Source organism: Aneurinibacillus sp. Ricciae_BoGa-3 (assembly GCF_028421645.1).
Taxonomy (GTDB): domain Bacteria; phylum Bacillota; class Bacilli; order Aneurinibacillales; family Aneurinibacillaceae; genus Aneurinibacillus_B.
In genome coordinates, this window is record NZ_CP116887.1 from 185,001 (window position 1) to 205,601 (window position 20,601).

18 protein-coding genes and 1 rRNA gene (1 of these 19 cut by a window edge) are annotated in these 20,601 nt (G+C 46.2%); all 19 read left to right on the forward strand.

Annotated elements, in window-relative coordinates; genetic code table 11:
• Positions 1-734 (forward strand): 23S ribosomal RNA (locus tag PP175_RS00950); it begins 2,205 nt to the left of the window's first position.
• Between the two features lie 593 nt (positions 735-1,327).
• Positions 1,328-2,458 (forward strand): phosphate ABC transporter substrate-binding protein PstS, encoded by a 1,131-nt coding sequence (gene pstS, locus PP175_RS00955; RefSeq protein ID WP_272443145.1) that lies wholly within the window; start codon positions 1,328-1,330, stop codon positions 2,456-2,458.
• A gap of 176 nt (positions 2,459-2,634) precedes the next feature.
• The gene (gene pstC, locus PP175_RS00960; RefSeq protein WP_272441054.1) at positions 2,635-3,558 is read left to right on the forward strand and encodes a phosphate ABC transporter permease subunit PstC; all 924 of its coding nucleotides are present in this window, start codon (positions 2,635-2,637) and stop codon (positions 3,556-3,558) included.
• A complete protein-coding gene (gene pstA, locus PP175_RS00965) occupies positions 3,558-4,436 on the forward strand; it encodes a phosphate ABC transporter permease PstA (RefSeq protein WP_272441055.1) in 879 nt (292 codons plus the stop codon). Before pstC ends, pstA begins: the two co-directional genes overlap by 1 nt.
• Positions 4,437-4,457: 21 nt before the next feature.
• Positions 4,458-5,207, forward strand: coding sequence for a phosphate ABC transporter ATP-binding protein PstB (gene pstB / locus PP175_RS00970; protein ID WP_272441056.1), 750 nt, complete (start codon positions 4,458-4,460; stop codon positions 5,205-5,207).
• Between the two features lie 478 nt (positions 5,208-5,685).
• A complete protein-coding gene (locus PP175_RS00975; protein ID WP_272441057.1) occupies positions 5,686-6,144 on the forward strand; it encodes a CtsR family transcriptional regulator in 459 nt (152 codons plus the stop codon).
• A 45-nt stretch (positions 6,145-6,189) separates the two neighbouring features.
• Entirely contained in the window at positions 6,190-6,711 is a 522-nt protein-coding gene (locus PP175_RS00980; protein WP_272441058.1) for a protein-arginine kinase activator protein McsA, read from the forward strand.
• Positions 6,712-6,765: 54 nt separating this feature from the next.
• Positions 6,766-7,794 carry a protein-arginine kinase McsB gene (locus tag PP175_RS00985; protein WP_442870442.1) on the forward strand — a complete coding sequence of 343 codons (1,029 nt, stop codon included), beginning with the start codon at positions 6,766-6,768 and terminating at the stop codon, positions 7,792-7,794.
• A 20-nt stretch (positions 7,795-7,814) separates the two neighbouring features.
• Positions 7,815-10,268, forward strand: coding sequence for an ATP-dependent Clp protease ATP-binding subunit (locus PP175_RS00990; protein ID WP_272441060.1), 2,454 nt, complete (start codon positions 7,815-7,817; stop codon positions 10,266-10,268).
• A 101-nt stretch (positions 10,269-10,369) separates the two neighbouring features.
• On the forward strand, positions 10,370-11,740 hold the full coding sequence (radA, locus tag PP175_RS00995) for a DNA repair protein RadA (RefSeq protein ID WP_272441061.1): 1,371 nt from the start codon (positions 10,370-10,372) through the stop codon (positions 11,738-11,740).
• 1 nt (position 11,741) lies between these two features.
• Positions 11,742-12,821 (forward strand): DNA integrity scanning diadenylate cyclase DisA, encoded by a 1,080-nt coding sequence (disA, locus tag PP175_RS01000; protein WP_272441062.1) that lies wholly within the window; start codon positions 11,742-11,744, stop codon positions 12,819-12,821.
• A 91-nt stretch (positions 12,822-12,912) separates the two neighbouring features.
• A complete protein-coding gene (gene pssA / locus PP175_RS01005) occupies positions 12,913-13,641 on the forward strand; it encodes a CDP-diacylglycerol--serine O-phosphatidyltransferase (RefSeq protein ID WP_272441063.1) in 729 nt (242 codons plus the stop codon).
• Positions 13,642-13,765: 124 nt separating this feature from the next.
• The gene (locus PP175_RS01010; protein ID WP_442870411.1) at positions 13,766-14,260 is read left to right on the forward strand and encodes a CarD family transcriptional regulator; all 495 of its coding nucleotides are present in this window, start codon (positions 13,766-13,768) and stop codon (positions 14,258-14,260) included.
• 108 nt (positions 14,261-14,368) lie between these two features.
• Positions 14,369-15,463 carry a PIN/TRAM domain-containing protein gene (locus tag PP175_RS01015; protein WP_272441065.1) on the forward strand — a complete coding sequence of 365 codons (1,095 nt, stop codon included), beginning with the start codon at positions 14,369-14,371 and terminating at the stop codon, positions 15,461-15,463.
• Between the two features lie 31 nt (positions 15,464-15,494).
• Entirely contained in the window at positions 15,495-16,187 is a 693-nt protein-coding gene (gene ispD, locus PP175_RS01020; protein WP_272441066.1) for a 2-C-methyl-D-erythritol 4-phosphate cytidylyltransferase, read from the forward strand.
• Positions 16,184-16,666 carry a 2-C-methyl-D-erythritol 2,4-cyclodiphosphate synthase gene (gene ispF, locus PP175_RS01025; protein WP_272441067.1) on the forward strand — a complete coding sequence of 161 codons (483 nt, stop codon included), beginning with the start codon at positions 16,184-16,186 and terminating at the stop codon, positions 16,664-16,666. Before ispD ends, ispF begins: the two co-directional genes overlap by 4 nt.
• A gap of 48 nt (positions 16,667-16,714) precedes the next feature.
• Positions 16,715-18,196 (forward strand): glutamate--tRNA ligase, encoded by a 1,482-nt coding sequence (gene gltX / locus PP175_RS01030; protein ID WP_272441068.1) that lies wholly within the window; start codon positions 16,715-16,717, stop codon positions 18,194-18,196.
• 300 nt (positions 18,197-18,496) lie between these two features.
• Positions 18,497-19,180 carry a serine O-acetyltransferase gene (cysE, locus tag PP175_RS01035; protein ID WP_272443146.1) on the forward strand — a complete coding sequence of 228 codons (684 nt, stop codon included), beginning with the start codon at positions 18,497-18,499 and terminating at the stop codon, positions 19,178-19,180.
• Positions 19,173-20,588 carry a cysteine--tRNA ligase gene (gene cysS, locus PP175_RS01040; RefSeq protein WP_272441069.1) on the forward strand — a complete coding sequence of 472 codons (1,416 nt, stop codon included), beginning with the start codon at positions 19,173-19,175 and terminating at the stop codon, positions 20,586-20,588. The genes cysE and cysS overlap by 8 nt, the downstream gene beginning before the upstream one ends.
• The last annotated feature ends 13 nt before the right edge of the window (positions 20,589-20,601 follow it).

The window sequence follows — 20,601 nt, forward strand, 5'->3', positions numbered from 1 at the left end:
TTGGGATACCACCCTGATTATGCCGGCCTTCTCACTCGCATCCCTTATCGGGGTGGAGGACCGTGTCAGGTGGGCAGTTTGACTGGGGCGGTCGCCTCCTAAAGTGTAACGGAGGCGCCCAAAGGTTCCCTCAGAATGGTTGGAAATCATTCGCAGAGTGTAAAGGCACAAGGGAGCTTGACTGCGAGACCTACAAGTCGAGCAGGGACGAAAGTCGGGCTTAGTGATCCGGTGGTTCCGCATGGAAGGGCCATCGCTCAACGGATAAAAGCTACCCTGGGGATAACAGGCTTATCTCCCCCAAGAGTCCACATCGACGGGGAGGTTTGGCACCTCGATGTCGGCTCATCGCATCCTGGGGCTGAAGTAGGTCCCAAGGGTTGGGCTGTTCGCCCATTAAAGCGGTACGCGAGCTGGGTTCAGAACGTCGTGAGACAGTTCGGTCCCTATCTGTCGTGGGCGCAGGAAATTTGAGAGGAGCTGTCCTTAGTACGAGAGGACCGGGATGGACGCACCGCTGGTGCACCAGTTGTTCCGCCAGGAGCATCGCTGGGTAGCTATGTGCGGCCGGGATAAGCGCTGAAAGCATCTAAGCGTGAAGCCCCCCTCAAGATGAGATTTCCCACAGCACAAGCTGGTAAGACCCCTTATAGATGATGAGGTAGATAGGTTCGGGGTAGAAGTGCGGCAACGCATGGAGCTGACGAATACTAATCGGTCGAGGGCTTAACCCAATATTTGGGGAATTCCTAACGCATTGTAACTTCCAATTCAGTTTTCAAAGTGTAAGAAAAGGCCTCACCAAATTAGGTAGAGGCCTTTTTGTGTGTAAAAAATGGTTTAAAAAGACGCCGTTGCCGCCCATCTCATATCTTGGTCCCATAAAAAACACTGATACTAGCTATATGATCCTATGGAGTACCATCCTACCTTAGTAGGATATGTAAACTGAACCAGGTAATGTAAAAGTTTTGACTCTATTAAAATAACATCAGACATGGTCTGATTCGTTAACATTATCTTAAAATTATCTTAACATTTCATACATAAACGGGTGCAACTTGTATAAATAAAGGATCGCGCGAAACGACAAAAACCTTGTTAAATCAACAAATTTAATGGTGTAAATGTTATGTAAAGATAAAATAAAGATCGTGTAAATCGTATTGTGTACATGCCTAACATCTTTTATTATGTATCGCGTAGTCATTATTTCATGCGAGTCAAAAAAAGGCGAATGAAGGCGCCAAAAGAAAAAGTGTAGGAAATGAGATTAAGCACGCAAGAGATTCATTAAAAATCTTAAGGGGGATTTTTCAAAGTGAATATGAAAAAAATGGGCGTTTTAGTTGTATCTGCAGCTGTAGCAGCTTCTTTAACAGCATGTTCCTCATCCGGTAGCCAAAGCTCGCAGCCAAACACAGGCGGTAGTAATAATGCTACTACACCAGGTGCACAAACTGGAGCTGCGGGTGGCGGGAACGCTACATTAATTAACGGCGCAGGCTCAACTTTCGTAAATCCATTATTCTCTAAGCAGTTTAGCGAATATCAAAAAGATCACACTGACATAAAAGTAAACTATCAATCAATCGGTTCTGGCGGCGGTATCAAGCAGTTAATCGCAAAAACAGTTGACTTCGGCGCATCCGATGCTCCTATGAATGCTGGTGAAACGAAATCTGCTGGAGCTGAAGTTCTTCACATCCCAGTAACGCTTGGCGGTGTTGCAATCGCCTATAACCTACCAGGTGTTAAAGATCTGAAATTAACTTCACAAAATATTGCCGATATCTACAATGGAAAAATCAAAAAATGGAATGATGCTTCCATTGCTAAAAATAACCCGGGTGCAAAACTCCCTGCTCAAGATATCTTCCCAGTTCACCGTTCTGACGGTTCTGGTACTTCCTTCATCTTTACAAGCTACCTCAATGCAGCTGCTCCGGCTTCCTGGACAAAAGAACAAGTTGGTAAATCCATTAAGTGGGCTAATGTAGGTACAGGTGCGAAAGGTAACGAGGGGGTTGCTGGACAAATTCAAAACACTCCTGGCTCTATCGGTTATGTTGAATTAGCCTATGTTCTTCAAAACAACATGACGGCTGCTCAAGTGCAAAACAAGGATGGCCAATACGTTTCCCCATCTCTTGATACGGTTTCCGCTGCTGCAGCAGGCGCTTTAAAAAATATGCCGAAGGACATGAAAGTGTCTCTTGTTAATGAATCAGGCAAGAATTCTTACCCAATCGTAGGTACAACTTGGGCGTTAGTTTATGCTGATAACAAAGACCAAGCAAAGACTGAAAAAGTTGTAAATCTTCTTAAATGGTGCGTTACAGACGGACAAAAATATGCTACAGAATTGCAATATGCGCCGCTGCCTAAACAAATCCAGGATTTAGATATTGAACAACTTAAAAAAGTTAAAGCAAATGGAGCTGCTGTTCTTAAATAGAACAACAACGTAGATAGATTTAAACAAAGCGTGCAAAAAACTCTATTTCTTAGAGTTTTTTGCCGTTTATTCTATCAGTGGATATTACGATTGGCTCTTTCACACGTTTAGCAGAAAAAACATAAGTTCTCGTTTTACATGAGTATAGCTTTATTTAAGAAATGGGAGTGTAGCTCTTGAAAAGAAGATATGGTGACCAGGTATTTAAAGGAATAGCCTATTTCTTTGGCCTGGCTATAATCGGCTTGCTTGTCCTTATGCTGTGGGAAATGTACAAAGGATCAAGTCTGGCCATAAATAAATTCGGCTTAGGTTTTATTTTGGGCCGGACATGGGATCCCGTTTCGGAACAATTCGGGGCATGGCCTTTTATTTATGGAACGATTGTTTCTTCCATTATGGCCTTGATAATTGCAACACCGATAAGTGTAGGGATTGCCATTTTCCTTGTCGAAATCGCACCGAAATGGTTTCAAAATATAATTGGTTTTTTAATTGAATTGTTAGCTGCTATTCCCTCGATTATTTATGGTCTATGGGGTATATTTATTCTTGGACCTATTGTTCGTGACCATATAGCTCCTATATTTATCAATACACTTGGAACATTTATTCCTTTTTTCAATGGACCTTCGTTCGGAGTCGGGATTTTTACGGCGGGTGTGATTCTTGCCATTATGATTATTCCAACCATCGCTGCTATTTCCCGTGAAGTTCTCCTTGTTGTACCGGATTCACAGCGAGAGGCCGCGCTAGCGCTTGGTGCAACCAAATGGGAAATGATTCGTAAAGCGGTTTTGACGTATGCAAGGTCAGGAATTATGGGTGGCATGATTATTGGACTTGGCCGGGCAATAGGCGAAACGATGTCCGTAACCATGGTTATCGGAAACCGCCCCGAGATTCCAAAGTCAATCTTTGATCCGGCTTACACAATGGCAAGTGTTATCGCCAATGAATTCACCGAAGCCTCTTCCAATTTGTATCTTTCGGCTTTAATCGAAGTCGGGTTACTGCTGTTCGGTGTTACCCTCGTGGTAAACATGCTGGCCCGCCTCTTAGTGTGGTCCACATCCCGAGGCGTACAGGAGGCTAAATAATGGATAATGTCGCAGAAAGACAGGAAGTGTACCGAATGGAGACGAAGTCGACTTCATTAAAGCGGCGCAAAGCTGTTAACTCGATCATGATTGTTCTTACTATACTTGCTACGCTCCTTGCACTTACACCGCTGTTCAGCATTCTTGGGTATGTGGTGGTAAAAGGTATTGGGAGTCTAAACCTTGCTTTCTTCACGGCCCTTCCTGCACCTCCTGGTGAAATGGGCGGAGGTATGGCAAATGGCATTGTTGGTACATTTGTTCTGATTGGAATTGCTTCTATTATTGGTGTCCCGTTTGGAGTAATGGCGGGTATTTTTCTTTCCGAATATGGCCGCAATCGCTTTGGAAGAGTTGTCTCTTTCTTAACAGATATCTTGCTGGGTGTTCCTTCTATTGTCATTGGTATTGTTGTATACACTTTTATGGTGCTTGCAATGGGTGGATTTACAGCTTACGCAGGAGGGGTGGCACTTGCCATTATCATGATTCCTGCTGTAACCAGAACGACGGAAGAAATGCTGAAGCTTGTGCCTAACAGTATTAGGGAAGCCGGACTTGCCCTTGGAATTCCTCAGTGGCGCGTCATATTGTTTATTGTGCTCCCTACATCCCTTCGTGGAATTATCACCGGGATTATGCTGGCTGTGGCCCGTATATCCGGTGAAACGGCTCCGCTGCTGTTTACTGCCTTTGGCAACATGTACTGGAGTACCACCTTGCGCCAACCGATTGCATCTCTGCCTGTACAAGTGTTTACCTATGCGATCTCTCCATACAAACAATGGAAAGACCAGGCTTGGGCAGGTGCGTTGACCCTTATTATTATTGTAATTCTATTAAACATTTTCGCTCGCTTACTGACAAGAAAGCGATAATGGATAGAGGTGGAGCAAACCATGATTGAAGCTAAAAATCTAAATTTATGGTATGGTGATTTCCAGGCCATTCACAATATAAACATGTCTATAGAGAAAAATAAGGTGACGGCTTTTATCGGTCCTTCAGGTTGCGGAAAATCAACCTTTCTACGGGCGCTAAACCGGATGCACGAAGTCATTGAAGGAGCAAAAGTCGGCGGTGAAATCATTGTGGATGGGAAAAATATTTATGGCTCCAACGTGGATCCCGTAAATGTTCGCCACAAGATCGGGATGGTTTTTCAAAAGCCAAATCCGTTCCCGACCATGTCTATCTATGAAAATGTCGCGGCTGGCCTGCGACTAAATGGCATCCGCAATCGAAAGAAATTGGATGAGGTTGTAGAAAAATGCCTGATCCAGGCGGGGCTTTTTGATGAAGTAAAAGACCGATTGAACAAGAACGCAATGGGCCTGTCTGGCGGCCAGCAGCAGCGCCTCTGTATCGCCAGAACCTTGGCGGTAGAACCAAGCGTAATTCTCATGGATGAACCAACTTCGGCCTTAGACCCTATCTCGACCCAAAAAGTTGAGGAACTGGTAATGGAGCTTAAGAAGAAATATACCATTATCATGGTAACCCACAACATGCAGCAGGCAGCGCGTGTATCGGATTACACGGCGTTCTTCCTTCTGGGTGAAATGGTTGAGTTTGATGAAACGGAAACAATTTTTACCAATCCACGCGACAAACGTACCGAAGATTATATCTCAGGGCGTTTTGGTTAATTAAAACTGGGCATACACGCCCGGTTTTTTTTATTTGTTGTAATAGCGTAACAGTGGAGCTGCGTTTAAACAAGCCTGTGTTGTTTTATTTATGAATCTGCGGGAAAGTTAAGGATAAAGAAACAAAAAATGAGTGAAGGTGATACATACGTCTAGTAAGCAAAAATCGTACCCTTTTGCCGTGTCCTTCCGCTTGTATTATCCTACAAAAACAGCGTATTTTGAAATAAGGCTTAGAATGCGACAGCGTTTGCTGACGAAATAAGGCGGACAACTTATCTTCATGTTCAAGAGAAATATGTCGCTTCTTTTAGCGTTAAAAACCTATAAAAGCGGGTATTCTACATATAGGTAAATAAAGCATAAAATCAGAATGATTGTGAAAAAATAGATAGCAGGCTTGATTCGTTAAATAATTAGTATTATAATAAAGTCAAAGAAAGTCAAAGTCAAAAGGCTGTGCAAAGGAGGTGCCCGAATGAGAAATATATCCGACATCATTGAACAACATCTAAAGAATATATTACAGCAAAGCAATGGTGCGGTTGAAATCCAGCGAAGCGAACTGGCAGACCAATTTCGCTGCGTCCCTTCCCAAATAAACTATGTAATCAGTACACGTTTCACGGTGGAAAAAGGTTATCTGGTAGAGAGTAAGCGAGGTGGCGGCGGGTACATTCGGATACGCAAAGTTGATATTATTGACAAGGACAGCTTTTATTATAAATTAATGGAAATAATAGGCGAACGGATCACAGCAGCAGCGTGTGACAACATTATTGACCGGATGCTTGAAGAAGGTTTAATCAGCCATCGCGAAATGCGGCTGATGAAAACAGCGACAGGCCGATCGATTTCTAGCCTGCCTGCAGCCGTACGCGATTTATACCGGGCAGAGATTTTAAAATCGATGCTCACTGTACTTTTTATTTATTAGGACATTGCATATGAATTCTCTGCAAGAGCAAGGAGGGGAGCGTTTATGATTTGCCAGGAATGCAAGAAACGTCCGGCGACACTCCACTTTACAAAGATCGTCAACGGAGAGAAAACCGAATCGCATCTCTGTGAAGTGTGCGCGCAGGACAAAGGTGAAATGTTTCCGGGTGCGATGAATAATTTCTCCATACACAATCTTCTATCCGGCCTGCTTAATCATAATGGAGAATCGGCAGGCGAACTTCATGTAAACCAGGAACAAACTCTCCGCTGTAATAATTGCGGCCTCACATACAAGCAGTTTTCAAAAAGCGGACGCTTTGGCTGCAGCAACTGCTACTCTGCCTTTGAAAGTAAGCTTGATCCTTTGTTCCGCCGCATTCATGGAAACACACATCATAGCGGAAAAGTTCCCGAACGATCCGGTGGAAGCATAAAATTAAAAAAACAAGTGGAAGAACTGAAGAAAAGCCTCCAGCGGTGCATTGAGCATGAAGAATTTGAAGAAGCGGCAAAAATCCGTGATCGCATCCGCGGGTTAGAGAATAAAATTGCTGAACTGTAGGAGGGAAACGAAGTGGCTTTCCAGAAGTTTATTACTAATGCAGTGAGTGATTGGATGAATGGAGATGGCGCAGATGCGGATATTGTAATCAGCAGCCGTATCCGGTTAGCCCGCAATCTTCGAGAACAGCCCTTCCCAATGCTGGCTACCGATTCACAGTCGGAACAAATCATTCAAAAAATCCAACAAGCAGTCAAAGATCCATCTTTTAGGGAGCTGGGCAGTTTTGAACTGATAAGAATGGATGAACTGAGCAGCCTTCAAAAAAGGGTGCTGGTGGAAAAACACCTGATTAGCCCTAATCTTGCGGGTGAATCCCGCAAGGGTGCAGCGATGCTGAGTGAGGATGAATCCATTAGCATCATGATTAATGAGGAAGACCATATGAGAATCCAATGCTTATTTCCGGGCTTGCAAATAAAAGAGGCCTGGGAGATTGCAAATAAGCTTGATGATGCTTTTGAGAAGCATCTGGATTTTGCCTTTGATGAAGAAAGAGGCTTCCTTACCAGCTGTCCGACTAATGTAGGGACAGGAATTCGTGCCTCGGTAATGATGCACTTGCCTGCGCTGGTGATGACGCAGCAGATCAACCGGATTCTTTCAGCGATTACCCACGTAGGCTTGGTGGTAAGAGGGCTTTATGGTGAAGGAAGCGAAGCTACCGGCAACTTATTCCAGATCTCCAACCAAATCACACTTGGGCAGTCAGAGAATGAAATTATAACGAATTTGTACAGTGTTGCCAGACAAATCATCGATCAAGAACGAAACGCTCGCAGACTGCTTCTTGAAAACAGCCGGCTGCAATTAGAGGATCGCTTATGCCGCTCATTCGGTGTCCTGACTAACGCACGGGTAATCGAAACGGGTGAAGCTGCGCAGCGGCTCTCAGATGTGCGCCTCGGAATTGATCTTGAGATAATTAAAGGAATAGATGCCGGTGCCATTAATGAACTGATGATTATGACGCAGCCTGGTTTCTTACAACAGTTTGCGGGGCAGCAGTTAACACCGGGGTCGCGCGATGAACGGCGTGCACGCCTCATCCGCGAACGTTTACAGCAAGCATTGAACTCATAAATTATTCGGAGGTGTCTGTTATGATGTTTGGTCGTTTTACGGAAAGAGCCCAGAAAGTATTGGCTCTTGCTCAGGAAGAAGCTGTTCGTCTCGGACACAAAAATATAGGTACAGAGCACATTCTACTCGGTCTCATCCGCGAGGGAGACGGGATTGCAGCGAAAGCACTGCAGGCTCTGGGGCTTGGTCTTGACAAAATTCAAGGAGAAGTAGAATCCCTAATCGGACGCGGTGGAGAGCAGCCGAGCAATATCAACTACACACCGCGGGCCAAAAAAGTCATCGAGCTTTCTATGGACGAGGCGCGCAAACTAGGGCACACCTATGTAGGCACAGAGCATATTCTGCTTGGACTCATTCGTGAAGGCGAAGGGGTCGCTGCACGTGTGCTAAATAATCTCGGAGTCAGCCTGAACAAAGCCCGGCAGCAAGTTTTGCAGCTGCTAGGCAGCAGCGAGGCGATGTCTTCCCATCAGCAGAGCAGCGGCAATCCCGCGGCCAACACGCCTACGCTTGACAGCCTCGCTCGCGATCTGACTGCAGTTGCTCGTGAAGGCGGATTGGATCCGGTTATCGGCCGTGCAAAAGAAATCGAACGTGTTATCCAGGTATTAAGCCGCCGCACTAAGAACAATCCGGTGCTTATCGGGGAGCCTGGGGTTGGTAAAACCGCGATTGCTGAAGGCCTCGCTCAGCGGATTATTAATAACGAAATTCCTGAAACGCTCCGCAACAAGCGGGTAATGACACTTGATATGGGTACAGTTGTAGCCGGTACGAAATACCGCGGTGAATTTGAGGACCGCTTGAAAAAAATTATGGATGAGATTCGCCAGGCAGGCAACGTCATCCTATTCATCGACGAGCTTCATACATTGATTGGTGCCGGCGGTGCGGAAGGGGCGATTGACGCTTCCAACATTCTCAAGCCGTCTCTGGCCCGTGGCGAACTGCAATGCATCGGCGCCACCACACTTGATGAGTATCGAAAATACATCGAGAAGGATGCGGCGCTTGAAAGACGTTTTCAGCCTATCCAGGTAAATGAGCCTACACCAGAGGAAGCCATTCAGATTCTGAAGGGCCTGCGCGACCGTTACGAAGCGCACCACCGGGTTAACATTACTGACGAAGCTCTTGAACAGGCTGTTTATTTATCCGACCGATACATCTCGGATCGATTCCTGCCTGATAAAGCTATCGATTTAATCGACGAAGCGGCTTCTAAAGTTCGTCTTCAATCTTATACCATTCCGCCAAATCTCAAGGATTTAGAGAAGAGATTGGAGGAAATTCGAAAAGAAAAGGATTCATCCGTCCAGAGTCAGGAATTTGAGAAAGCCGCTGCTCTTCGCGATAAGGAACAGAAAATCCGCGAAGAATTAGAACGCACGAAGAATGAGTGGCAGGAGAAGCAGGGGCAGACCGATTCTGAAGTTACCCCTGAGGACATTGCTACGATTGTTGCGAACTGGACCGGTATTCCTGTTAATAAATTAAAAGAAGAAGAGACAGAACGCCTGTTAAAAATGGAAGACATTCTACACAACCGTGTAATCGGCCAGGAAGATGCAGTTAAATCCATTTCCCGCGCGATCCGCCGTGCCCGCGCCGGCCTCAAAGATCCAAAACGACCGATTGGTTCGTTCATCTTCCTTGGACCAACAGGTGTCGGTAAAACGGAATTGGCGAGAGCGATAGCGGAAGCCATGTTCGGTGCCGAAGATGCCATCATCCGGATTGACATGTCGGAGTACATGGAGAAGCACTCCACTTCCCGCCTTGTTGGTGCACCTCCAGGGTATGTGGGATTTGATGAAGGGGGACAGTTAACGGAAAAAGTTCGCCGTAAGCCTTATTCCGTTATCCTGCTGGATGAAATTGAGAAAGCACATCCGGAAGTTTTCAACATCCTGCTTCAAGTTCTCGAGGACGGACGCCTGACAGACTCTAAAGGCCGGACTGTTGATTTCCGCAATACGGTCATTATCATGACGTCAAACGTTGGCGCTGAGATGATTAAGAAAAATGCATCGCTTGGCTTCACAACGCCTGACAGCAGCAAGGATTATGAAGAAATGAAGGGCCGTGTGCTTGGAGAGTTGAAACGCAGCTTCCGTCCGGAGTTTATCAACCGGATTGACGAAATCATTGTGTTCCACTCGCTTGAAGAATCACACATCAGTGAAATAGTTCTCCTTATGGCTGAGCAGCTTCGCAAACGCTTGAATCAACAGGACATCGACTTTGTTCTGACGGATTCCGCCAAGAAATTCCTTGTTAAAGAGGGGTTTGACCCAGCATATGGTGCCCGTCCTCTACGTCGCGCCATTCAGCGCCACATAGAGGATCGGCTGTCTGAAGAGTTGTTAACAGGAAACATTAAAAAAGGCGATACCGTGCAAATCGATGAAAAAGACGGTCAGCTTACAGTGGCCAAAGTGAGACCGGAAGAATCTGTATCCCAACATTAATAAAATCATATATAATAGAAATAAACAGCATGACTCTCGCTGAACATCACGTTCAGGAGAGTCTTTCTTTATGCGATAAAGGCAGGATGTGAACATGGAGAATGGCAAAATATAAATCGAAGTTTGTCTGCCAGGAGTGCGGGTATGAATCACCGAAATGGATGGGCAAATGCCCGGGTTGCGGTAGCTGGAATACACTGGTGGAAGAGTTAGAGGAAAAATCTCGGGCTGGTTCATCTACGCGGCTTGTATCGGGCTCTTTAGCCCGGCCATCGTCTATTACAAGCATTGTGGGGGAAGAAGAAGCGCGCCTTGATACGAAGCTGAGCGAATTAAACCGTGTGCTCGGGGGAGGGGTAGTCCCCGGTTCTCTCGTGCTTGTAGGCGGTGACCCCGGTATCGGAAAATCAACGCTTCTTCTGCAGACATCCCAGCAGCTGGCCGCAAACGGAAATAAAGTGTTGTATATATCCGGGGAGGAATCGGCCCGCCAGATTAAGCTGCGCGCAGAACGGCTGGGAGCCAACAGTGAAAATCTGTACGTTCTGGCAGAGACAGACCTGCTGCTACTTGAGCAGCAGATTACGGATATGATGCCTTCCGTCGTTATAATCGACTCGATCCAGACGATCTTTTATCCTGACATTACGTCAGCGCCGGGAAGTGTGGCTCAGGTCCGCGAATGTACGGCCCATCTAATGAAACTGGCCAAAACAAAAGAAATCGCGATTATGATAGTCGGTCACGTCACCAAGCAGGGCGCGATTGCCGGCCCGCGCCTGCTGGAGCATATGGTAGATTCCGTTTTGTATTTTGAAGGGGAACGCCATAACACATACCGGATACTTCGCGCCGTTAAAAATAGATTCGGCTCTACAAATGAAATCGGCATTTTTGAAATGGTTGAGAACGGGCTCGCTGAAGTGCTCAATCCTTCTGAAATGTTTCTATCTGAACGTTCGCTTGGTGTAGCTGGTTCAACCGTCGTCGCAAGCATGGAAGGGACACGGCCTGTTCTGGTTGAACTGCAGGCACTTGTCACACCGACCGGATTCGCCACTCCGCGAAGAATGGCGACCGGAGTCGATTACAACCGTATCGCGATGATCATGGCTGTTTTAGAAAAAAGAGTAGGACTCCTTTTGCAAAATCAGGATGCGTATGTTAACGTTGCAGGAGGAGTACGTCTCGATGAGCCTGCGGTTGATCTGGCCATTGCGGTAAGCCTTGCCTCCAGTTTTCGTGATAAGCAAACCCATCCCTATGATGTCGTTATAGGAGAAGTTGGGCTTACCGGAGAAGTCAGAGGCGTATCGCGCATTGAGCAGAGAGTAAGAGAGGCCCAGAAATTGGGGTTTAAGCGCGTCATCATTCCCGCAAAGAACGCAGTCGGCTGGGAATATCCGCAGGGTTTGGAAGTGATCGGCGTACATACGGTTTCCGACGCTCTGCGAGAAACGCTGGGAGGTTAACATGTCAACGGAAAGCAAACGTGAGCAATTTATTCAGGAAGTCCTCAGACTTGTCGCACCAGGGACCCCACTGCGTGCAGGGCTGGAAAATGTGCTGGGGGCTAAAACAGGGGCGCTGATAGTGGTGGGCAATTCACCCATGATGCAGCAGATTACAGATGGGGGATTCTCGATCAACTGTGAGCTTACCCCCGCACACCTTTATGAGCTGGCTAAAATGGATGGCGCCATTATACTCAGCGAAGATTTGAAAAAAATTCACTATGCAAATACACAGCTTATACCAGACTCCTCTATACCGTCGACCGAAACCGGTATTCGCCACCGGACAGCAGAACGGGTGGCGAGGCAGACAGGTCAACTTGTCATATCGATATCACAAAGGCGCAGTGTAATCACGCTTTACCGCGGTCCCTACCGCTATTCCTTGAAGGATATCGGGGTCATCCTGACCAAAGCAAACCAGGCCATTCAGACACTGGAAAAATATAAATCGGTTCTGGATCAAGCCATGACCAATCTTGGGGCCCTTGAGTTCGAGGAATTGGTGACATTGCACGAAGTAGCGCTTGTTGTGCAGCGGATTGAGATGGTGTTGCGGATAAAATCGGAAATTATAAAATATATTAATGAATTAGGTACAGAAGGCCGCCTCATCAGCATGCAAATGGAAGAGTTAGTTGCAACTGTAGAGGATGATGCGTATCTGCTGATTAAAGATTACTGCAAATCCGGCGAATCTACAGACCCGGACGACGTGCTGTCTGCCATGCATAAGCTCTCTGGCGACGAACTGCTTGAGTCTCTAAATGTTCTTAAAATTCTCGGTTATAATGGGAATGCCAGCCTGTATGATGAACCCGTGTTTCCAAGGGGTTACCGCATTCTCAACAAAATCCCCCGCCTTCCCGTTTCAATCGTAACGAATTTAATCGAAGAGTTCTCGAGCTTGCCTCAGGTTATGATGGCAACGATTGAAGAACTGGATGAGGTAGAAGGGATTGGGGAGGTAAGAGCCCGCGCCATCAAAGAAGGCCTCAAAAGAATTCAGGAACAGGTGTTTATTGACAGACATATTTAAAAGCAGATAGAATAAGTCATTATCTGGATGGTCAATAGAGGGGCAGACCGGGTTATGCCGGTTAAACGGTCTTTAGGAGGTAATAAATGAAATGGTAATAAAGCAAATTCCTAACTTGTTTACCCTGGGGAATCTGTTCCTTGGAATTGTTGCCATGATGATGGCGTTCAACGGAGAACCGCTTTATATTAATTATGCTGCAATTATGGTGATTATCGGAATGGCGCTCGATGGGCTGGATGGCCGCCTGGCGCGTATGCTTAAGGTTCAAAGCGATTTCGGCAAAGAACTGGATTCTTTATCTGATATCGTAACGTTTGGTGTAGCGCCGGCGCTTATTATGTATGTTGTTCTGCTGGAAGATATGGGCTGGTTCGGTATTATCCTAACTGCGTTGTTTCCGATAGCCGGTGCGCTTCGATTGGCTCGGTTTAATTCCGCCACAAGCGGCAATACCGGATATTTTGTTGGCCTCCCCATCACAGCTGCCGGGGGTGTGCTGGCGACGTTAGCACTTTACCACAATGCTTTTCCGCCGGTTTATTTAATCGCAGGCATGGTCGGGCTGTCTTATCTGATGGTCAGTAATATTAAATATCCAAACTTTAAGAAGGTAGGCATTCCACGTTCAGCCTACTGGATGACTCCTATTATTATTGCAGTCGTTGCTGTATTTGCTTTTAAGTTCCCTCACCAGTTCCCTATGATTGTGTTTGTTCCGCTCATTCTGTACGCTTTTTATGGGTTAAAGAAAAATGTGGAGCGGTTTATGCGCAAGAAATCCCGGCAGAAGTCAGATGAAGAATATATGAATTCCTAAAAAAGAGCGGAGATCATTCTCTGCTCTTTTTTCATGTTGACATGTCTTTTTATGTTGTGATAAGATAATGAATTTACTTTGACTAATTATATGAATTTATTATATAATTAAAAAGGATACTCTGTTGGAGGTGGATCGATTGTTTCGAATTGGCGACAAGATTGTTTATCCAATGCATGGGGCAGGTGTAATTGAAGCCATTGAAGAAAAAGAAGTCCTAGGGCAAAAACAGAAGTATTATGTGATGAAGATGCCTGTAGGAAATATGCAGGTGATGATCCCTATGGCTAAATTGGAGCAATTGGGAGTTCGTTCTGTTATCGACATGGATGCACTTGATAAGGTGTTAACGATCTTAAGCGAAGAAGAAACCGATTTATCTACAAGCTGGAACCGCCGCTTCCGAAAAAACATGGACAAAATGAAAACAGGAGATATCTATCAGGTGGCAGGCGTGGTTCGCGATTTAATGAGAAGAGAGAAAGAGAAAGGGTTATCCACCGGGGAGCGTAAGATGCTGGATAATGCCCGCCAGATTTTAATCAGTGAGCTTGTGCTGGTTAAAGATATCGACCAGGATCAGGCAATTCATCTGCTCGATGAAGTCGTAAATAGCTAGAGAAGGATGCGGGAGCTTCTCTCATTGAGAAGCTTTTTTATTATTTTTTGATTAAAATAGGTTTTTAATTGGTAGATATGACTATAATGAGGAAGAGGGGGTGAATTTTTGTTAAAACGAGTCATTCAATTATTCTTTGTATTGGCCGGAGCTGGTCTTGGGTATCAATTCGGAGCGGATCTCTTTACCATGCTCAACAAGCTGCTTCATTTCGGCAGGGTACCAGGCCCGGAATATATCGGCGCTATCCTGGGCGCAGTGGTTCTTTTCCTGCTGACTGCCTGGCCAACCGATTACCTGGTTACGTTCATACGCCGCAGTGAAGATACGCTAGTTAAACTTCCGATCACTGATGTTCTATTTGGAGCTATGGGGTTAATTATTGGACTTATAGTCGCTTTCTTACTTTTCCTCCCTATTAGCAACATTCCGATTGCTGTTGTTGCAAAACTGCTTCCTTTACTTATTTCCGTGTTATGCGGATATATTGGTTTCCAAGTGGGACTGAAAAAACGGGATGAAATTATGTCTGTTTTCTCGATTGGAAGACTAAACAGGGAAAAAAAGAAGGAAGAGAAACAGAGTCCATCCAATGTTGAATATAAGATTCTGGACACGAGCGTCATTATTGATGGACGCATAGCGGACATCTGTAAGACCGGGTTCATTGAAGGCGCCCTGGTTATTCCTGAGTTTGTTCTGGAAGAACTCCAGCATATCGCAGACTCTTCTGATGCGCTCAAAAGGAACAGGGGCCGCAGGGGCCTCGACATTTTGAATAAAATTCAAAAGGAATTAAAGGTAAAGGTTATCATTACCGATCAAGACTTTGAAGACATCAGCGAAGTAGACAGCAAACTGGTTAAGCTGGCCAAAGTTATGAAAGGCAAAGTTGTAACGAACGATTTTAACCTGAATAAGGTGTGTGAACTCCAGGGCGTTTCTGTTTTAAATATTAATGATCTGGCTAATGCAGTGAAGCCGGTTGTGCTGCCGGGAGAACTGCTGCATGTGCAGGTCATTAAAGACGGAAAGGAAAACGGACAGGGTGTAGCTTACCTGGATGATGGAACGATGATTGTCGTGGAGGGCGGAAGAGACTACATCGGCTCGACTATAGATGTGATTGTAACCAGCGTACTTCAAACATCGGCAGGACGCATGATTTTTGCTAAACCGAAACTAATGGAAAAAGCGTTATAAAAATTTCAGGTAAGAGTAGGCGTTCTCGAATATGCATATAGGCGTTGTTATCGTTGCGGCTGGCAGCGGAAAAAGAATGGGAGGACAGGTTAAAAAGCAGTTTATTGAACTAGCTGGCAAACCTGTACTGCTCCATACAGTAGAAATCTTCGCTTCGATGGACAACTGGAGCGAGATCGTAGTGGTGACTTCTGAAGAAGATATCCAGCATGTAAAACGTCTTTTGAAAGACTTTCCCCAGGTACAGGTAACACCAGGCGGTGCAGAGAGACAGGACAGCGTATACTGTGGTCTCACAAAACTGATTGCGTCTGATTTCGTGCTGATTCATGACGGGGCACGCCCATTTGTTACACAAGGAGCGCTTTTGGATTTGGTTTCCGCTATGAAAAAGACGGATGCAGCCGTGCTGGCTGTCCCTGTGAAGGATACAATAAAGCAGGTTGATGACAAGGGGATAGTGGTAGCAACTCCTCCCCGAAAAAGCTTGTGGGCTGTACAGACGCCGCAAGCTTTTCGTCTTCCTGCCATTCTTCATGCCCATGAACAGGCACGGGCGGATGGATATACAGGAACGGATGATTCCTCCTTGCTGGAAAGATTGGGACAAGACGTCACCGTGATAGCAGGGGATTATACCAACATAAAGTTAACCACTCCAGAAGATTTGGCCATGGGCGAAACAATTATGAGGCGGGGCAACAATAAAGGAGAAGATCAATGATACGTATAGGCCAGGGGTTTGACGTCCACCAATTAGCAGAAGGACGGATTTTAAAAGTCGGCGGCGTTGAGATCCCGTTTGATAAAGGACTGCTGGGCCATTCGGATGCTGATGTGGCACTCCATGCGATTACAGATGCTGTTCTAGGAGCGCTCGGTCTTGGGGATATCGGGAAGCATTTTCCGGATACAGATCAGGCATTTGCGGGTGCAGACAGCCGGATTCTCCTTGAGGAAGTGTGGAAGCTTGCCGGGCAAAAAGGATACAAACTGGGTAACCTGGATGTTACCATTATTGCACAGAAGCCGAAAATGGCCCCTCACATTGAAAAGATGCGCGCCATTATTGCGAAGACCTTGCAAGCTGACATGGACCGGGTTAATGTTAAAGCGACGACAACAGAAAAGCTAGGCTTTACCGGGCGTGAAGAGGGAATTGCTTCAATGGCGGTTGTATTGTTGCAGAAGGAAGGACTATAATAGACACTTGAAAACAGTTTGATTAATAAAAGGACGGTGGCAATTCCCATGTCAAAAGAAGTACGCGTACGGTTTGCACCAAGCCCAACCGGACATTTACATATAGGCGGTGCTCGCTCCGCACTTTTTAACTATTTTTTTGCACGCCACCACGGCGGCAAATTCATTATTCGGATTGAAGATACCGACCGCAAGCGCAATGTAGAGGATGCGGAAGCCAAGTTGATACAAAGCATGCGCTGGTTAGGTACAGAATGGGATGAGAGCATTGATAAAGGCGGTCCCCATGCGCCGTACCGTTCGATGGATCGGATGGATATTTATACCGACCATTTGAATCGACTGCTGGAGGAAGGCAAGGCCTATCACTGCTACTGTACCGAGGATGAGCTTAACGCTGAACGGGAAGCACAGAAGGCCCGCGGGGAAATGCCGCGCTATTCCGGGAAGTGCCGCCATTTAACTGCTGAGCAGGTTGCTGCTTATAAGGCGGAAGGCCGGGTTCCTTCTATCCGTTTCCGCGTTCTTGCGGACCGGGAATACGTTGTGCATGACCATGTTCGCGGAGAAGTTGCATTTGAGTCGAATGGAATCGGCGACTTCGTTATTGCACGTCCGGACGGCATACCCACCTATAACTTTGCTGTAACGATCGATGATTATTTGATGGAAATTACCCATGTTATCCGTGGTGAAGAACATCTTTCCAATACGCCGCGCCAGCTGATGATTTACGAGGCTTTTGGCTGGGAAGCGCCGGATTTCGCTCACGTGTCCCTAATTTTAAATCCGGATCGCCAGAAAATGAGCAAGCGTGACGAATCGATTATCCAATTCGTGGAGCAGTATCGCGAACTTGGCTATTTGCCTGAAGCGCTGGTTAACTTCCTGGCGCTTCTCGGCTGGTCTCCTGAAGGGGAAGAAGAAATATTCAGTAGAGAGGAACTGATTAAGCGCTTTACGCTTGATCGCGTATCGAAGTCTCCTTCTGTATTTGATATAGATAAATTGAATTGGATGAATAACCACTATTTCAAGGAAGCTCCGCTTGAAAGGATTGTGGAACTGACGCTGCCCCATATGCAGAAAGCCGGCCAGCTTCCAGAAGTACTTTCGCCTGAACAGCGAGAATGGGCGGAGAAAGTCATTGCCCTCTATCAAGAGCAGATGGCGTATGGTGCACAAATCGTTGAGCTCGCGTCCCTTTTCTTTATCGATAAACTCGAATATAATGAAGAGGCCAAGGAAATACTGGGAGAAGAACAAGTTCCTGAAGTAATGCGGGCTTTTCACGAACAGATTACAGCTGAGGAAGCATTCACTCCGGAAACCATTAAAGCTGCACTGAAGAATGTGCAGAAGGCGACGGGACATAAGGGCAAGAAATTATTCATGCCTGTCCGTGTGGCGGCAACAGGTGTAACGCACGGTCCGGATCTTGGCCAGTCCCTTTATTTGCTTGGCCGGGAAAAAGTAGCGGGGCGCGTTCTCAACGTTGCGGACAATTACCAGGAAATTTTAAAAGCCTAATCTAATTTATCGAACGGCTGTGACCGGAAGAAGTACGGGAAACAAGAGAAGCCCAGAGAGGGTCATCACTGGCTGGAAGTGACCTGCTGATCATTCCCGGAAATGCCTCCGTTAGCCGGGCCCTTGAATAGTAAGTATAGGGTTCCGTTTCCCGCGTTAAGGGTTCAAGATATATTTTTTCTGCAGGCTTACCAGATAAGTGCAATGCATGCAGTTGAAATAAAGCAGAGTGGAACCGCGCGACAGCGCCTCTGAAGCCTAATAGGCTGTGGAGGCGTTTTTTTGTGGATAGAAAAATATATGATAGCCGAGAGGAGAAGGCGCATGTTCAAGACAATACGGCGGGACATCCGATGTATAATGGAACGGGATCCGGCAGCCAGAAGTGCCCTTGAAGTTGTTCTGACTTATTCCGGATTGCATGCCGTATGGTTTTATCGAATCAGTCATAAGCTTTGGAAAACCAAATTATATACATTGGCCCGAATGGTTTCACAGTTCGCCAGGTTTGTCACCGGCATTGAGATTCATCCCGGTGCTAAAATTGGAAAAGGGCTGTTTATCGACCACGGTTCCGGTGTTGTAATCGGTGAAACATGTGAAATTGGCGATAACGTAACGTTGTACCAGGGAGTTACGCTCGGTGGTACGGGGAAAGAAAAGGGGAAAAGGCATCCCACAATCGGGAACAATGTTCTGATTGCGTCGGGGGCAAAAGTTCTTGGCTCTATGAAAATTGGGGATAATTCTAAAATCGGGGCGGGTTCGGTCGTCCTGCAGGAGGTTCCGCCTAATTCGACAGTTGTTGGGATTCCGGGTAAGATCATTATTCAGGATGGGGTCCGCATACAACAGGACTTTGACCAGGTTAATCTGCCTGACCCGGTTGCTGAAACGCTTCGTCTTCTGCAGCAGGAAATAGACGATCTCAGGCAGGAAATTGAACATCTCAAGGAAGCAAAGGGGCTGGCATCGCATGAGTAAAATAAAGATATACAATACGCTTACGAGAAAAAAGGAAGAGTTTATTCCGATTGAATCGGGAAAAGTTAAAATGTATGTTTGCGGTCCAACCGTATATAACTATATCCATATAGGAAATGCCCGTCCCGCTATTGTATTCGATGTGGTGCGCCGTTACTTTGGCTATCGCGGCTATGAGGTCACCTTTATTCAGAACTTCACGGATGTAGACGATAAATTGATTAGAAAAGCCGAAGAAACGGGTGAGACGGTTCCCGAATTAGCCGAGCGTTTCATTGCGGCTTATATGGATGATGTCCGTGCGCTTGGCGTGAAAGAGGCGTATCTGCACCCGAAGGTAACCGAACATATCCCGGAGATCATTGCTTTCATTCAGGGGCTCATTGACAAAGGCCATGCCTATGAAGCGGCTGGAGATGTTTATTTTAAGACGGCATCCTTCCCGGAATACGGCAAGCTATCCCATCAGAATATTGCGGATCTAAAATCAGGGGCGCGTATCGAAATAAATGAAAATAAGAAGGACCCGCTTGACTTTGTTTTATGGAAAGCGGCTAAGCCAGGGGAAATATCGTGGGACAGCCCATGGGGTGCAGGCCGTCCTGGATGGCATATTGAATGCTCAGCCATGTCCCTGAAGTATTTAGGAGAAACGTTCGATATTCACGGCGGCGGGCATGATCTGACATTTCCCCACCATGAGAATGAAATTGCCCAATCCGAATGCCTTACAGGCCATACGATGGCAAGGTACTGGATGCATAATGGTTTTATTAACATAGAGAATGAAAAAATGTCCAAATCCATCGGAAATGTTATCCTCGTAAAAGATTTACGCGATGAGTACGCGCCGCGGATTATCCGCTTCTTTATGCTGAGCGGACATTACCGCAACCCGATAAATTTCAGCCGGGATTTAATTACGCAGGCGGCTAACAGCATCGAGCGGATTGATAATTCCGTGCGAAACCTGCAGTACCGGCTGGGGTCCGCAGTTGAAGGGGAACTCGATGCCCAGGAGAAAAATGCGCTTCAAACTTTTAGAGACCGCTTTATTGAGGAAATGGATGATGATTTTAATACCGCAGATGCCATAACGGTTCTGTTTGATGCTGTGCGTGAAGCGAATCAGGGTTTAACCCGCAGAACAGTGAACAAATCCTTTGTCGAAGCTTATCTTGCTTTGTTCGTTGAACTCGGCAGTGTGCTTGGCATAGATTTTGGGGCTCACAATTCGAGAGACAAAGGCCCTTCAGATGATCAAATCGAAGCATTGATTGCTGAAAGAACCCGGGCGCGCAGGGAGAAAAATTTTGCGCGTGCGGATGAAATACGCGCCGAGCTCACCGAAATGGGTATTGTACTGGAGGACACACCACAGGGGATACGCTGGCATCGCAAAGCTTAAGGGAAGACAGGGT